This window comes from Enterovibrio gelatinilyticus, from assembly GCF_028683095.1.
In the GTDB taxonomy this organism is placed as follows: Bacteria; Pseudomonadota; Gammaproteobacteria; order Enterobacterales; family Vibrionaceae; genus Enterovibrio; species Enterovibrio gelatinilyticus.
In genome coordinates, this window is the sequence record NZ_JAJUBC010000023.1 from 37,957 (window position 1) to 53,982 (window position 16,026).

Genomic DNA, 16,026 nt, shown 5'->3' on the forward strand with positions numbered 1-16,026 from the left:
CCAGATTGAGTAAACGAACAAGGAAGGACGCAATGAAATCGATTCTCGTAATGAACGGCCCGAACCTTAACTTATTAGGGCAACGCGAACCCGGCCTCTATGGCCACACAACATTGGCTGACGTAGAAACCCTATGCCATCAAGCGGGTGATAAACACGGCGTCGCCATTGAGTTCATGCAAAGCAATCACGAAGGTGTGTTGATTGATACCCTGCACGATGCAGGAAAACGCGTCGCCGCAGGTGAAATGATCGGCGTGGTATTTAATGCCGGCGCGTTTACGCATACATCCGTTGCGCTGCAAGATGCTATCAAGGGTGCTCAGGTCCCTGTCATTGAGATCCACATTTCGAATGTGCATGCCCGCGAAGCGTTTCGAAATCACTCCTACCTTTCCTCTGTCGCCACCGGCATTGTGGTTGGATTTGGCGTAAAAGGATACGCGTTAGCCATTGATGGTCTCGTGATGAAACATGGCGAGGAAACGCAATGATTTACTCCATCGCAACCGTCTGTCTGTCTGGCACCTTTCGCGAGCGCATTGAAGCCATCGCCAAAGCGGGGTTTCGCGGCGTCGAAATTTTCGAAAATGACCTGATCACACACAAAGGTTCAGTCAAAGATATTCGCCGCATGTTGGACGACCACGGCTTAGACGTTGTCACCTACCAACCATTTCGAGATTTTGAAGGCCTGCCAGCGCCTTATCGTCAAAAAGCCTTTGACCGCGCCGAACGCAAATTCGATCTTATGGAAGAACTCGGCACGGATTTGCTAATGGTATGCAGCAGTGCATCTCCACACGCGTTAGGCGGCATTCAACGTGCTGCGGATGATTTTCATGAGCTGGGAGAGCGAGCAGCAAAGCGGAACATGCGGGTTGCCTATGAAGCCTTAGCCTGGGGGAAATACGTTTACGACTATCGTGATTCATGGGAGATTGTGCGTCGAGCGAATCACAAGAACGTCGGCGTCTGTTTGGATACGTTCCATATTTTCTCTCGCCAGACTGAGCTCGACACCATGCTCAACATTCCCGGCGATCGCATATTCCTCGTGCAAGTTGCCGATGCTCCGAGTCTATCAATGGACCACTTAAGCTGGAGCCGACATTATCGTTGCTTCCCTGGCCAAGGTGATCTCCCCCTCGATAAGTTCGTTGCCAATATGCACGCAACGGGATACGACGGCCCATTCTCACTTGAGATCTTCAACGATCAGTTCCGCGCTGGTTCGGCAGAGAAAACAGCGCGTGATGGATATCGTTCACTGGTATATGCAAATCATGCTGCCGAACAAACGCCTGAGAGAGCAGCAACGCCACTTCCCGTGGTTTCGCCGCCAAGTGATGTCGAATTTATTGAGTTCGCCCTCAATGACAACGAAAAGCAAAGCCTTACTGCCTTGCTATCACAGCTAGGGTTTGTTCATGCCGCCACACACAACAAAAAACATGTAGAGTTGTGGCAGCAAGGCAACGTCAATTTAGTCATGAACATGGAACCCGACAGCTTTGCGCAGAACTTCCATCACAACCACGGCGTTTCAGTTTGCGCTGTTGGCATGAAGTGCAACAACGTCGATGACATGGTTGAACGCGCCAAAAAGCTCGAATTTGCGCCGGTTTACGGCAACCCTGAAACAGATACTCACGGTATCCCCGCCATCTATGGCCCCGGCGAAAGCCTGCTCTATATGGTCGAAACCTCAGACAAGCCCGCGCACTGGGAGCGTGAATTTCATTGGCACGATGACGTCGAACCACAAGCGTATTTGAGCAATGTCGACCATATTGCGCTTTCAATGAGCTACGAAGAGATGCTCCATTCCGTGCTGGTATTTCGTTCCATGTTTAACATGCAAACAATGCCAACCGTCAATGTAACGGATCCCGGTGGCCTGATACGAAGCCAAGCCCTGCAAACACCGGATCGAAAAGTGAGTTTCACCTTAAACAGCAGTCAAGCATCACGGACTGTATCAAGTCGTATTCTTGACCAATATGCAGGGACTGGCGTCAATCACATTGCCCTTTCCACCCATGATATTTTCGCCACCGCGGAATTCATGAGTGAACAAGAAACAGAAACCTTACCCGCCACCAGCAATTACTATGAAGACCTTGCCGCACGCTTTGCGCTGTCAGATGAAACCATCCGTAAGCTAAAGCAATTCAATATCTTGTATGACGAAGATGAGAACGGCAGTTTCTATCAACTGTATACCACCTTGTTCGCGGGGAAATTCTGCTTCGAAATCGTTCAACGTAATGGTTACAGAGGGTTTGGCGCGGCAAACAGCCAAATGCGCTTAGCCATGCAGGCGAGAGAGCTCTCACATTAGTCTCATCTGGCTATATCTATATAGCAAACTGCTCAAACACAGCGTGAAGATCTATTACCAAGTGGCAGCGATGCTAAAGCAGCAATACACAAACAGGGAGCCAAATGGCTCCCTGTTTTTTACGTTGATTAACTTACAGCTACGTAAATCGAGACAAGCTATTCGCGGTCTTGATCGAAATCACCGTGGAAGTGACCGTGGTCTGCCACTTCACGAGAAGCAGATTTGATTCGCTCACCGATACGATGCTGATGACTAGACTCTTGTGTTGAGAAAGAACGCAGCAGGGTGCGTTGTTCTGGCTCATCTTCTCGACCATCAGCGTATAAATCTTCACTCATGGCGTAGAAAGTAGCAACATAAGACAAGGCTTTCGAGTTCGTTGTCATTGCCGAATTGCTGACGTTATTCAAGTCATCACAGGCTTGGTGATAACACTTGTCATAAGCAACATCGACTTCTCCGCCAAATTCCTCGACTTCTTCTGCTGATTTGATTTTCTCTGCGCCCGTGAATAGACCACCAAATGCAATACCCCAATCAGCAAAGCCAGAGTAATCAGAACGTTTAGACAAGGCTTGAGGTACGGTAGACTCGCCGACATCGGTAAAGAACTCGTTGAACAACCCTTCGATATGAGACGTACCTTCAGGTGGCTCAAAGTCACCCGGATAAGCATTGTCTGGGCTATCTTTGGTATCAGACAAATCGCCATCCATCACTCCAAAGATATAGTTTGGCGAACCAATCATATCGAAGTTGAGGTACATCTTAATCGGGTTAATATCGAGGTAACGCGCTTCGATTTGCTCTCGATGCTCTGCGGTCAAATCGGCAGGATCAGTAATACCTAATTCCTCCATGATTTGCGTTTGAGCCTCACTGTAATACCCACCTAAGATTTCATTTGTGTAGTATTCAGAGCCAATCAAGCCCGCCTCTTCTGCCGCCCACCAAGCAAAGCGCACTTTGTTCTTTTGGGTCACAGGGAGTTTTCTCATTTTCTTTTTCAGGCGAATCGCATATTCCAAGATCCCAGCACTACCCGTACCGTTATCATTAATACCAGGGCCTTCAGGCACCGAATCCAAGTGCGCGCCCAACATGACGATTTGGTCAGGGTTGCCTTTCTTGGTTTCAGCAATCAAGTTTTCTGTTACCACCACGTCATCTTCAACCGTGATCGTTAACGCCGCAGCCACAGCATTCGATTGAGACAAGTCATACCATTCCTTGCCCAAGTCATAACGTGCGCCAAACGCAGGGATCGTTGCTTCACTATCGCTACCCAAGGTGCCGTTCACCACCGCCTTGCGGCCATCGTTATTCCCTTGGTTGAAGACAATCACGCCAGCAGCACCCGCGTTTTCAGCATTCACTACTTTAGCGTCGAAGGTACAGCCACCGCGTTGAATGGCTGCCACTTTTCCGGTGACATCAACACCATCAAAGTCGGAGGCTTCACACCCATCGGTATCGTCGTAATCTGGAGATTCAAAATCAAAATCGGGGGTAACAAAGGCAATATCAGCGCTTAACGCGCCATCAGAACTACCAGAGTAGGACATAGCGGCATAATCAGGAGGAATATCATCAGTGGCATCACGAACATGCACCAATGCTTGACCGTTTACAGTGAGTGAGGTGCCATCCAGCTCAGCCCAACTTCTAAAGTCGAATGATTGGAATTCCACATCGTAGCCATGTTTTTCAAGCGTGGCTTTAATGTATTCCGCTGAATTTGCATAGCCTTCGGTGCCAGCCGCTCGGGTTGTTGAACCGCCATCAGCCGTAGGTACTGCAGCAGCTTCCATAGCTTCAAGATGATCAACAAGGCGCTTTTCCTTGATTGAGGCACTGACTTTGTTCGCTACCCATCTTGGGTCTTCACAGCCAGCAAAACCTGTCAGCAGTGCGGCACTGATTGCCACCACTACGACTTTCTTTGCACTAACGTTGAATGTCTTCATATTATGTCGTCCTTTTTATTTGACTTAACCAGTCAAACACTCAGACGCACATTCTTCCACATAACGTAAGGATATTAATTTCACTAACGGAAACAGCATCACGATTTATTAATACAAAGAAGCCTGATGTTCAATAAGAATAAATGACCCAATAGAGAAACGCGATCTCATTAGACAATCAAACATGTAAAGAAATCACAGCGCGGAATAAAACATAAATATATGAATATTTATATCCGTTAAAATAGAATATGACATCCAAAAGCTATACGATCAACAGATTTTATAAACATGGATATGAATAGACATTCAACATTAACGAATTTCAGTTAACCAATGGGTGCCTCATAATGTGCTGCGGGCCATTAGGTCCAGCTAAGTAAAACGTATTTGTATCTTCAAACCCGGCTTTCAAATAACACTGATATGCAACCACATTTTTGCAGTTAACCGTTAAGTACAGCCAATCATCTTTCGGGTAATAGCGTGGCAGCTCTCTGGCAAGCGCAATCACAGTCTCCTTGCCCAACCCCTTTCCTTGCTGCCCCTTATCAATGGCAAATTTTCTCAGGCCAATTGCGTGACTTTCACAAGGTTGGAGTTGGTTTGAAAAATCTCGATATATTTTAAAATATCCAATAACCTTCGCTTCATGGACGACAACAAATCTATCTGCACTACCCTGATCTTCCGTAAGGAATGCAGCAGGAAGTGCCGTATATTTTACTTGTTCCTCAGCGAGCGTAATTTTACGCACCTCGGGCTCGTATTTTGAAGTGAATCTCTCGATTGTTATCACGGCCAACCTTTATTTATTTTCTTATTAACTCTTTAAAAATGAAATTAGAATCTCTCACAGAAATACACCCACCACGTTTTAAACGCTCACTATATAACGCGAGCAACCATGGATATTATCAACCATCTAGTCACCCGCCTATTAAAAAGCATCAAATATTGGATTTTACTCATCTTAGCCAAAATTTAAACGAAAACGTAGAAACGCATTCACTCGAGGTGTCATCTCTATGGTGAGAATGATGTCACAAACACAAGAGGCAATCATATTGTACTAGGATCAGCGCAAGGGGACAGACTATCCAATGGTACAATTTCAACGCACTGCACATATAGCCAGCGTCTAACCAATACTACTGCATCAACACGTTTATTACGCTTCTAGGTCACTTCCTCATGCTTTTCTTTGCCTGAATGGATGACTTTCGCCGGCTTTGACCCAAGTAACTAGAAAATGCAGGACTCTGGTCATTGGGTATATGCTTATATTGGAAGAATTAACCGACATACGGATATGAAAGCAAACATTTTTTGGCGTATACGCCCCATCCTTTTCACCATCTTCGGCTTTGCCATCAGCCACAATTTGTTTTTCATCATGCTGCCGATACGCATGAAGGAAACAGGTTACGAAACCTCAAACATTGGTCTCGCCATGAGTATGTTTGCGGTGGGCGCTATTTGCGCTGGCCTGTTTGGTTCTCGCGCTGTGCTGCGTGCAGGCCACATTCGCGCGTTTGCCTCAATGGCTGCGACGCTATCGATTGTCTCCGTCATTCACAGTTACACAACGGACATTTGGCTAACTGGCGCATTGCGAATGATCGCCGGTTTTTGTTACGTCACATCGTTCATCACGCTCGAAAGCTGGCTGAATGTTCTCAGTGACCGGAGCAACCGAGGGCGGGTCTACGGCACGTATCAGATTTGCTTCGCGATTGGGTTTGGCACCGCGCCATTTTTGTTCGGGATGTTTAACGAACAAGATCCGCGCTTGTTTGGCTTGATCTCCGTCTTCCTCTGCTTTTCACTCATCATCATGTCGATGAGCCGATTGCCAGCACCTGAATTACCGGCAAGAAGCACACCAATATCACTGAAAAAGCTATGGGACTATTCTCCTTCAGGCACGCTGTCATGCTTTTGTGCTGGCTTGATCAACGCCGCTAGCGTCTCGCTTATTTCCCTATATGCCTACAGCAAAGGCATTTCAGGGATTTGGCTCTCGCTTATCTTGGGCTCTTACCAAATGGGCGGGCTGCTCACTCAGTTTCCTACGGGTTGGTTAGCAGACCGATATGATAAGCGAGTTATCGCATCCGGCTTAATGGTCATGGGGGTGATCAGCAACAGCTTGATTATACTCGACAACTTCCACCCCTATCCGATTGAAATATTAGCGGTGCTTTTCTGGATTTCCGGCGGTTCTGGTGTGGCATTATTTCCATTGGCCGTCACCCAAGTGTTTGACCACATTGACCCCAAAGAAGCCATGCCAGTCACCAGTACCATGCAAATATTGTTGGGAGCAGGCGGCGTGATCGGCCCAATTGTCGCCAGTGCGTTGATGAGCGAATTTAGCGTGGTGTGGCTCTACTACTACATCATCACTGTGCATGTTTTTGTGTTCGCGTTTTTGATGATTCGCAAGCTCTATGTACGGACAGAACGTATCCCTTCAACCAACCCATTAAAAGTCAGTGTGCAACCCATTGGCTCGTCAGATTTCGACCCGATGTTGGACTTTAAAGACACCAATACAACCAACCCTGAGCTTAAACTCTTGATTGCCGCTTTGGGGCAAAATCCTTCAGATCCAGGCTTGCTGATCAAGCTGGCGTTGCAAGGTTCTGCATTGAATGCGAATGATGTCGCCAAAAATATTGTACTGGCCTATCCAAAACGCGCCGGTGAAATGATGCGTCACCTAATTGAACAGTTCCCTAAACGTCGACTCGAGGTTGCCGATTCATTGCATGATTTGTTTATTCTGAGGAAGGAGCGAATCAACACACTGTTGCAAGATGCTTTGCTTGATGGCGCAACACCCGACGAAGCTGCGGCAATTATGGATTTGATTGATGAAATCAAACTCAAATTAGAAGAAAACGTAGAATCAGAGACGCCAAATAGTCAACCAAGCAATCCAGCATGACGATGTATCTCTATACGCTTTCATCTATCTAGTGCTCATGTATATAGTGTTCATTTATCAAGCATTCATGAACACAAGGTTAGAGCCCTATAGCTTTGGCAGCTTATTCAGTGTGGCGGGCACGATGAGCTTGTGAGCAGGGCCAACAAAGAACATGTATAGCTTGCCCAGTCTGTTTTTCTCGTGCACTACCGTGCTTGCCGTAACGGTGGCACGGTCTCCATTGGGGGCGATGTGGAATGACACTTTCACATCGAGGTGTTTATCTTTATCTTCCATAATCACTTCAACGGGTGATTGATAAATCATGGTAAAAATACCGACACGATCGCCGACCTTGTAATCTGTTTTATCAGGAGAAAAATTCTCGAAGTTCCCCAAATGTTTTAAACCCAATGCCGAGGCAATGCGATTGCGAAGTCGCATCAAGACGCCAACCCATTTAGGCGTGCTGTTCATCACCTGTAAGTAAATATCCATCGCCGTTTCCCCATCATAGGGAATTTCTCGAACATGGTTGTCGGAGAAGGACGCTGCATCGCTGTACTGTTTGAGCATGACATGGTTAGGAATTCCATCCATAAATCTTCCTCTACATTTTAAAGTGAAAAAAATCTGCTGCTTCGACCTTACGAATTGCCATGCCCAGTTTCAATGGCAACGCCTATCAAAAAGCGCAAACATCGACCACTTTTAGTGGAATCCTTGACCACATCTCAGAAACACTGTCGAACAATGCAGATGTGTTACATGAGCGACTCTCAACGCTTGGGCATACCATCAACAGAAAACATCCAATTTTTTATGACTTAATGATTGACTTAGTTTTAGTGAGTCTTTAGTATCCGCTCCCAGCAAAAAGAAGGGTCGCAAGGACTAATCTTTTCAAACAGTTACCTGCCAAACGTCAGCTGATCCCGGTCAGTTGTTTTTCTTTTTTTATAAAGAGAGAGACAACAATTTTTTGGAATCGGCATGACAACGCAAACAATCAATCAAAACACCTCAACAACGTCTTGGCAGAAAAAAGCCATTCTTAGCGTTGCATTCCTGATGGCGACAACATCTGTTGGCCCAGGATTTCTGACACAAACCGCCGTATTCACCAACATCTACAAGATGGACATGGCTTTCCCTGTCTTCGCATCCATGTTTATCACCTTTGGTATTGTGATGAACCTTTGGCGCATCGTGGGTGTGTCTGGCCTTCGCATTCAAGATATCGCCAACAAGATTGCACCAGGTGCAGGTTACTTCATCGGTATTTTACTTGCCCTTGGCGCAGTGGCCTTCAATTTCGGTAACGTCAGCGGCGCAGCGCTCGGCATCAACGTGCTTACGGGTGTTGATACCACATGGGGTGCATTGTTTACTGGCGTGATCGGTTGCTTGCTATTTGTGGTGCACAATGCATCAAAACGCATGGACCAAATGGCTCGCTACCTTGGCCTGTTCATGATTGTGCTGATTGCATACGTCGCCATGACAAGTTTGCCGCCGATGGGCGAAACCCTTACCGCTGCCGTTCTGCCGACTGATATTGGCAACCTTCTTCTTCCTACCCTGACCATCGTAGGTGGCGCAGTGGGCGGCTACTACACCGGCGCACAACGCTTGGTGGATATCGGCCTTCAAGGTGAAGACAACGCTGATAGCATCAAAAAAGCAGCATGGGCGGGGATTTCTATCGCTGTGGTGATTCGTATTCTGCTGTTCTTAGCGGTGTTCGGTGTGATTGCAACAGGTGCGACGCTTGATACGTCAAACCCAGCGGCTGATGCGTTCCGCCAAGGTGCTGGCGAAGTGGGTTACTTCATCTTTGGTTTAGTGTTGTTTGTTGCTTCTATTACTTCGGTTGTCGGCAACTCCTACATGGCGATTTCACTGATTAAGACTTTGTTCCCAGTGGTTGCACGCAATGAGAAAGCATGGTGTGTGGCCTTCATTATCATCACCAGCGTAGGTACGGTGATGATGAACATGCCAATTCTACTGCTCATGCTTGCAGGCTTGGTGAACAGCATTATTCTGCCAGTGGTGCTTGCCTTTGTACTGGCTGCAACGCGCCGTAAAGACATCGTGGGAGACTACAAACACCCGCTTTATCTTACTCTCTCTGGTGCCTTTATTGTGGTTGTTATGGGCGCGGCAAGTTTCAGCAACATCGGTAACTTTGTTGGAAAATTCATCGGCTAATGGATTGTTGGGCTGTTGGATTATTGGATTATTGGATTGTTCTCCAACTTCAATAATCAGTAATCAGTAATCAGTAATCAGTAATCAGTAATCAGTAATCAAGCTTGCCAAAACGACAAAGCCGTCTGCATTCAGACGGCTTTTAGATTACATCTTTTGTAGCATTACCAACGCTTTACGCCTTAGTCTCTGTCTCGCTCAGAGTCCATCACTTTCATTTGCGCTTCGTTGTAACGCGCACCCACCACTTTGTCGTCATCTATTAAGCCAGAGACATATTCAGCCACTTCCAATGGCAAATGCACGTTGGCTGCCGCAATGTTCTCACGCATGTATTCAATGTGTTTAGTGCCTGGGATCGGTACCAAGGTTTGCTTACCCGCGCGGTTGGGTAACGCAATAATCCACGCTAGCGCCAATTGTGCCAACGAGCAATTGAACTCTTGCGCCACTTCTCGCAGTGGTTCAAGTAGCTTGCGGTTGTAAGCAAACGCATCCGCCTCAAAACGTGGACGTGCATTGCTGGTACGAATATCACCTTGCGTAAGCTGATCAGCCTCTTGGGCTTTCCCCGTGAAGAATTGACGACCGAGTGGTGAAAACGGCACAAAAGTCGACCCTAATGCTTCACACGCGGCGAGCATTTTTAGCTCAGGTAAACGCGTCCATAATGAGTATTCGGACTGCACCGCCGCAATAGGGTGAATAACACTGGCACGGCGTAGGCTATCAGCAGACACTTCTGACAGTCCGATTTCGCGGATTTTACCTTCGCTCACCAACTGAGAAAGCGCACCAACGCTTTCCTCAATCGGCACCTTAGGGTCAAGGCGATGAAGATAGTAGAGGTCGATGACATCCGTGTTTAAACGCTGCAAGCTCGCTTCACATTGGGCTTTAATGGTCTCTGGGCGACCATCAATGGTTGGCTTGCCGTCTTTGGAAAACAACGCACATTTGCTGGCCAGTACATATTCGTGGCGGCGTGTTTTCAATGCTTTTGCCAGTAGCTCTTCGTTCTTGCCACCGCCATACATGGTGGCGGTATCAAGAAAATCATACCCGACGTCAAGCGCCTCATTAAGCAGCTGAATGGAGGTTTTCTCATCGCTAGGTCCATACCCATGAGACATGCTCATGCAGCCTAACCCAATCGGCGACACCGACAACGATCCAATCTGACGCTTATCCATCTAGTGATATTCCTCTTATTCCCAAACAACCTGAAGATGCAGGATTCAGCGAGATTTGGGTATATCGCTGAATCATAGGCAATGACTCACTATACCAATTGGATTAAGTAGGTGGTCATAAATTTGCGCATGGAAAATCGTCAAGAGCAAGGAAGATATTGCAGTAAGTGGTTATTCTACCTACAAAATATCTGACGCCGCTATTGTCGATTTTAACCAGCAAGAATGACCGAATATTTAATCAGATTGGTATCAATACTTTTTCAATGCTATCAAGTATCTTCATTGCCGCGAGTGCTTGTTGCACGCTGGCGTTGGGTTCACGATTCTCACGAATCGCTGCGATAAACTCACGATCTTGCAGCTCAATGCCATTCATCGACACATCCACCTTGCTGACATCAATTGGGTTCTCGCGCCCGTCCACCAAGTCATCATACCTTGCAATATAAGTACCGTTGTCACAAATATATCGGAAGAAAGTGCCAAGTGGACCATCGTTATTGAACGACAAAGACAGTGTACACAAGGCGCCAGAGGCGGTTTTCAAACCAATACTCATGTCCATCGCAATACCAAGCTCGGGATGTTTTGGCCCCTGCATGCCCTGAACTTGAACAATTTCCTCACCCGTTTGATACGCAAAGAGATCCACCGTGTGGCAGGCATGGTGCCAAAGCAGGTGATCGGTCCAACTACGCGGTTCACCCAGCGCATTTAGGTTTTGTCTGCGGAAGAAATAGGTTTGCACATCAAGCTGCTGAAGCTTCAATTCGCCCGCACGGAATTTCTTATTCAGGTACTGGTGGCTTGGGTTAAAACGACGCGTGTGCCCTGCCATGGCGACTGTGCCCGTTTCTTTCTGCACACGAACAATGCTTTCTGCATCTTCTAGGGAATCCGCCATTGGGATTTCAACCATCACGTGTTTACCCGCTTGCATCACTTCGATGGCTTGTTGGGCGTGTATTGGTGTCGGCGACGTAATAATTGCCGCCTCAACACCCGGCTGTGCCAGCGCTTCCTGTAAGTCCAACGTCCAGTGCGTGATGCCATACTTCTCTGCGGTCGCACGGGTGCTTTCTTCTACGCCACCCGCAATCGACACAACCTCCACATCGTCTATGTTTTTTAGTGCGTCTAAGTGCTTATGACCGAATGCACCCTCTCCCACCATGATGATTTTCATTCGCTACTCCTTGAACCTAAGTCTGCCTTGAACGTCAGCGTGCCTTCCGTGACCCTGTCACTGGCATTCTCTAAAACGGTTAGCCCATAGTGGGAATTCGACACTGGGGCGTGGGTGAATCGATAAACTTCATCTACCTTGTTATCCATTGCGCCGCGCATAACAAGCCACATGATCGCTTCGATGCCTTCTGAGCCGGCTTCACGTAAATATTCAGTGTGAGACACCGCCTTCGCTGCATCTGGATCATTCACCATTTTATCTAGCCAATTGCAGTCATATTTGGTGTTGATCAGTCCCGCGCGCTCACCTTGAAGCTGGTGTGATAAACCGCCCGTACCAAGAATGGCGACGGTGGTATCTTCTGGGTAAGACTCCACCGCTCTGCGAATCGCTTTGCCTAGATTGAAGCAGCGGTTGCCCGTCGGTTGCGGGTATTGCACCACGTTCACTGCAAGAGGGATCACTTGGCAAGGCCATGCTTCAGGCTGCCCGTAAGCCACAGACAATGGCACGGTCAGGCCATGATCCACATCCATCTCGCTCACGATGGTCATGTCGAATTCATCAAGCACCAGCGATTCGGCAATGTGCCATGCAAGCTCGCTATGGCCTTCACATGATGGAACTTGGCGCGGGCCATACCCTTCGTCTGCAGGGTTAAACTGAGGGGCGACACCAATAGAAAACGTTGCGACAGATTCCAATGAAAACGCTGAGGCATGATCGTTATATACGATCAGGCAAACGTCAGGTTTCACCGTATTCATCCATTCGCGAACGGGCTGAATACCGTTTACAAATCGCTGCCAGTAATCGCTGTGCGCGGGGTCATACATGGTGCCGTTATCCATCGCGGCACCAATTGACGGAATATGAGAGGTACCAATACCACCGACTATTTTACCCATTGGAATCGTCCTTGTTTTCGCTCTGTTCTGTTCTGATGGTGCTAGCATCACCTTGACTCGCCACTTCACCAGGAGCGTGCGCACGATTTTCAGGCTTGGAATAGTACTCCGCCCATTCCTGCTTGCTGCGATTGCCGTCGATACCGCGACCACCTGCCAGCATCATGTCGCGAAAATCTTCAAACGTCATATTATTGCCTGACATCGCCGCACCTGCGTGTTGCATGGTCATACCATCAAAAATAGCCAACTTGAAGGTGTAGTAAATATTGCCGCCTAAGCGCAACATGCCGAGCCAATCTCGTGTTAACACAGCTTCACGCTGCGCGTCAGTCATGGGGTATTTATCCAGGTATGCGGCTTCATCTTGTCGAAACACATCTCGGTTCTCGCCCTTGTTGAGCGACATACAAAACATGTTCAAGTGATACCCTTGACGCGATGCCTGGCCATCAAACACATAGGTGCCAGGAATGTCGTCATAATCTCTTTTTTCGCGCATTATTCACTCCTTAAATAACACTCAAATAACGCACATTAAATCAAACCGACTTCTTTCAGTCTGGCATCTAATCGAGAGAACACTCGACGCGTATTACCATTGAAAATCTTGGCTTTGTTTTCATCGCTCAGTTTAGAACCGTCGATATAGCGCTTGGTATCATCAAAGAAATTGCCCGTTTGCGGGTCAATCCCGCGCACCGCACCAATCATTTCAGACGCAAATAAAATGTTGTCTTTAGGCACCACTTCAAGCAGTAAATCGATGCCTTCTTGGTGGTACACACAGGTATCAAAGAAGATATTGTTGCCCATGATGTCGTTCAGCGGCGGCAAGCCCATCATGTCGCATAAACCACGGAAGCGTCCCCAGTGATACGGCACAGCGCCACCACCATGCGGCACAATGAACTTCAACTCAGGGAAATCTTTAAACAAGGTTTTTGACATCATTAACTGCTGGAACGCTGTGGTGTCAGCCCCTAAATAGTGCGAACCTGTGGTGTGAAAACATGGGTGGCAACAGCCGCTCACGTGGATCATAGCAGGGACATCCAATTCACACATTTTCTCGTAAATTGGGTAATAGTATTTGTCGTCCAACGGCGGTGCAGTCCAATAGCCACCTGAAGGGTCGGGGCTTAGATTACAGCCCACAAATCCAAACTCTTTCACGCAGCGCTCAAGCTCGGCAGCACTCGCGGTTAAATCTGCCTCGGGTGATTGTGGCAATTGCGCTGCACCAATGAAGTTCTGCGGGTAAAGCTCCGCAATGCGGTGAATCAGCTCATTACAGTGTTCTGTCCAATATTTGCTCGTGGTTTGGTTGCCAATGTGGTGTCCCATCCAACTTGCACGCGGTGAGAAAATGGTCACGTCCGTGTCGCGCTCGTTTTGTAGCTTCAACTGCGCCCCTTCAAGGCTGTCACGAATTTGGTCATCGGAAATGTTCACCACACCTTTGACGTGATCGAACAGAGGATCGGTCGCCAGCTCGGCTTTTTGTTGGTCACGATATTCACCCAGCTCATTCGGTGCTGTGGTGTAATGACCGTGACAATCAATAATCAGCGTATCCTTGCTCATTCCAAATCCTCCAATACATCAACATAACGAAAGCCCGCTTGGTCCAACTTAGGGCGCATGTTGTACATGTCTAACCCTAGAATGCCGGACTCGAGCATTTGCCGTTTTTCTTCTTCCAATTCCACACGCGCTTGCGCTGCTGCTAATACCATTTCAGCGCGGTCTTTTGGCACCACACACACGCCATCGTCATCTGCCACAATCACATCACCCGCATAAATGGGTTGATCGCCACAAACAACTGGCACGTTTACCGAGCCCAATGTCGCCTTCACCGTGCCTTTAATGGACACCGCTTTTGACCACACAGGGAAATTCATTTCTTTCAGGTCTTTCGTGTCACGTACACCTGCGTCGATAATCAGCCCTTGCACGCCGCGCGCTTGGGCAGACGTTGCTAACAAATCACCAAAGTAGCCATCAGTACATGGCGAGGTTGTTGCGATGACCAGCACATCACCCGGCTGGCAAAGCTCAATCGCCACATGCACCATCCAGTTATCACCAGGTTGTGCCAACACAGTGACGGCACTGCCCGCGATCTGTGCGCCAGAGTAGATAGGACGCAAGTTATGGTTAAGGTTGCCTGTTCGCGCTTGCGCTTCATGCACGGTGGCGCTTCCGCATTCGGCGAGCCCTTCCAATACTGCCTTGTCAGCACGTTCAATGTGTCGAACGGCGACACCTTGGATTGTTCTCATAGACATACTGCTTTCCTTACTCGTCAAAACCGTAAAGGCGTGCTGGGTTGTCCACCAAAATCTTCTTCTGCGTGGCTTCGTCACGCGCTATCAAAGGCACGAGATCCAGCAGATCTGCATCATTTGGCATGTGTTTTTTGATGTTCGGGTGCGGATAATCCGTTCCCCAAAGGATGCGATCAGGGGCGACTTCCACCAGCCCTTGCGCGTATGGCACAGCATCGTAAAAAGGCGGCGAAATCGCGATGCGCTCAGAACCACACACCTTCACCCACCAGTTATCACGCTGCATAAAATCAAGCAGGATTTGATACGCCTTTTGACCTACACCTTCTGATGTCGGCACACGGCCCATGTGGTCTACCACGATGTCCATGTCGAAACGGTTGAAGAAGTCTTCGTAGCGAATGATGTCTTCCGCATTAACATGGATCACCAAATGCCAGCCAAATGGCTTCACACGCTTCAACACCCTTTCCATCATTTCAAGGTTGGGTGCGCCGCCGAGGTGGGTCACGAAGTTGAAGCGAATACCGCGAACGCCGCCTTCATGAAGATCCTGAAAATCATTTTCTGTAAACGTATCGTCAGCCATACACACGCCACGGTAAGCGCCGTTGCTTGTCGCAATCGCATCCATCATGGCGCGGTTATCACGACCATGGCAGCTCGCTTGAACCAACACAGCGCGGGAAATACCCAGCTTGTCATGCACACGTTTCAGTGCATCTTTACCCGCATCAGGCGGCCAATACGTCGCGGTATCCGCATAAGGAAATTGCGCATGAGGACCGAACACATGGCAATGGGCATCGCACGCATTCGCAGGTGCCACAAATCGCGGTGTGCGCGTGTTGTTATCAGGTGGCATACAACTGGGTTTGGTCATTCCGTGACTCCTATACAGCCATTGGTGACTGCGTATCGTTATTCAAATTTAGCTATCGTTATTGGTGCTTTCTTGTGTTGCTATAGCGGTTTC

14 protein-coding genes are annotated in these 16,026 nt (G+C 48.1%); 4 read left to right on the forward strand and 10 right to left on the reverse strand.

Annotated elements, in window-relative coordinates:
• The first annotated feature begins 32 nt into the window (after positions 1–32).
• Together aroQ and LRP50_RS17820 are read left to right on the forward strand one after the other, a co-directional pair.
• Complete coding sequence (gene aroQ / locus LRP50_RS17815) at positions 33–494, forward strand: type II 3-dehydroquinate dehydratase (protein ID WP_274165800.1); 462 nt, start codon at positions 33–35, stop codon at positions 492–494.
• Entirely contained in the window at positions 491–2,344 is a 1,854-nt protein-coding gene (locus tag LRP50_RS17820; protein WP_274165801.1) for a bifunctional sugar phosphate isomerase/epimerase/4-hydroxyphenylpyruvate dioxygenase family protein, read from the forward strand. Before aroQ ends, LRP50_RS17820 begins: the two co-directional genes overlap by 4 nt.
• A 158-nt stretch (positions 2,345–2,502) precedes the next feature.
• Here the strand turns inward: LRP50_RS17820 and LRP50_RS17825 are convergent, their stop codons facing one another.
• A complete protein-coding gene (locus LRP50_RS17825) occupies positions 2,503–4,314 on the reverse strand; it encodes a M28 family metallopeptidase (RefSeq protein ID WP_274165802.1) in 1,812 nt (603 codons plus the stop codon).
• A 325-nt stretch (positions 4,315–4,639) separates the two neighbouring features.
• The gene (locus LRP50_RS17830; protein WP_274165803.1) at positions 4,640–5,071 is read right to left on the reverse strand and encodes a GNAT family N-acetyltransferase; all 432 of its coding nucleotides are present in this window, start codon (positions 5,069–5,071) and stop codon (positions 4,640–4,642) included.
• Positions 5,072–5,626: 555 nt separating this feature from the next.
• On the opposite strand from LRP50_RS17830, the gene LRP50_RS17835 reads away from it, so the two are divergent.
• Complete coding sequence (locus LRP50_RS17835; protein ID WP_274165804.1) at positions 5,627–7,267, forward strand: MFS transporter; 1,641 nt, start codon at positions 5,627–5,629, stop codon at positions 7,265–7,267.
• A gap of 87 nt (positions 7,268–7,354) precedes the next feature.
• On the opposite strand, the gene LRP50_RS17840 is transcribed toward LRP50_RS17835, so the two are convergent.
• Entirely contained in the window at positions 7,355–7,849 is a 495-nt protein-coding gene (locus LRP50_RS17840) for a DUF2867 domain-containing protein (protein WP_274165805.1), read from the reverse strand.
• A 393-nt stretch (positions 7,850–8,242) separates the two neighbouring features.
• Here LRP50_RS17840 and LRP50_RS17845 point away from each other — a divergent pair, with 393 nt between their 5' ends.
• Positions 8,243–9,463, forward strand: a complete 1,221-nt coding sequence (locus tag LRP50_RS17845) for an NRAMP family divalent metal transporter (RefSeq protein ID WP_274165806.1) — start codon at positions 8,243–8,245, stop codon at positions 9,461–9,463.
• 182 nt (positions 9,464–9,645) lie between these two features.
• Here LRP50_RS17845 and LRP50_RS17850 read toward each other — a convergent pair whose 3' ends face one another.
• The 7 genes from LRP50_RS17850 to LRP50_RS17880 form a co-directional block, all read right to left on the reverse strand.
• Positions 9,646–10,656: an aldo/keto reductase gene (locus LRP50_RS17850; RefSeq protein WP_274165807.1), complete on the reverse strand. Its 1,011-nt coding sequence runs from the start codon at positions 10,654–10,656 to the stop codon at positions 9,646–9,648.
• 241 nt (positions 10,657–10,897) lie between these two features.
• Complete coding sequence (locus LRP50_RS17855; RefSeq protein WP_274165808.1) at positions 10,898–11,845, reverse strand: Gfo/Idh/MocA family oxidoreductase; 948 nt, start codon at positions 11,843–11,845, stop codon at positions 10,898–10,900.
• Positions 11,842–12,756: a class III extradiol dioxygenase subunit beta gene (locus LRP50_RS17860; protein WP_274165809.1), complete on the reverse strand. Its 915-nt coding sequence runs from the start codon at positions 12,754–12,756 to the stop codon at positions 11,842–11,844. The genes LRP50_RS17855 and LRP50_RS17860 overlap by 4 nt, the downstream gene beginning before the upstream one ends.
• Entirely contained in the window at positions 12,749–13,258 is a 510-nt protein-coding gene (ligA, locus tag LRP50_RS17865) for a protocatechuate 4,5-dioxygenase subunit alpha (protein WP_274165810.1), read from the reverse strand. The genes LRP50_RS17860 and ligA overlap by 8 nt, the downstream gene beginning before the upstream one ends.
• 35 nt (positions 13,259–13,293) lie before the next feature.
• A complete protein-coding gene (locus tag LRP50_RS17870; protein ID WP_274165811.1) occupies positions 13,294–14,343 on the reverse strand; it encodes an amidohydrolase family protein in 1,050 nt (349 codons plus the stop codon).
• On the reverse strand, positions 14,340–15,050 hold the full coding sequence (locus LRP50_RS17875; protein WP_274165812.1) for a 4-carboxy-4-hydroxy-2-oxoadipate aldolase/oxaloacetate decarboxylase: 711 nt from the start codon (positions 15,048–15,050) through the stop codon (positions 14,340–14,342). Before LRP50_RS17875 ends, LRP50_RS17870 begins: the two co-directional genes overlap by 4 nt.
• A gap of 10 nt (positions 15,051–15,060) precedes the next feature.
• Positions 15,061–15,933, reverse strand: a complete 873-nt coding sequence (locus tag LRP50_RS17880; RefSeq protein ID WP_274165813.1) for an amidohydrolase family protein — start codon at positions 15,931–15,933, stop codon at positions 15,061–15,063.
• Positions 15,934–16,026: the final 93 nt, after the last annotated feature.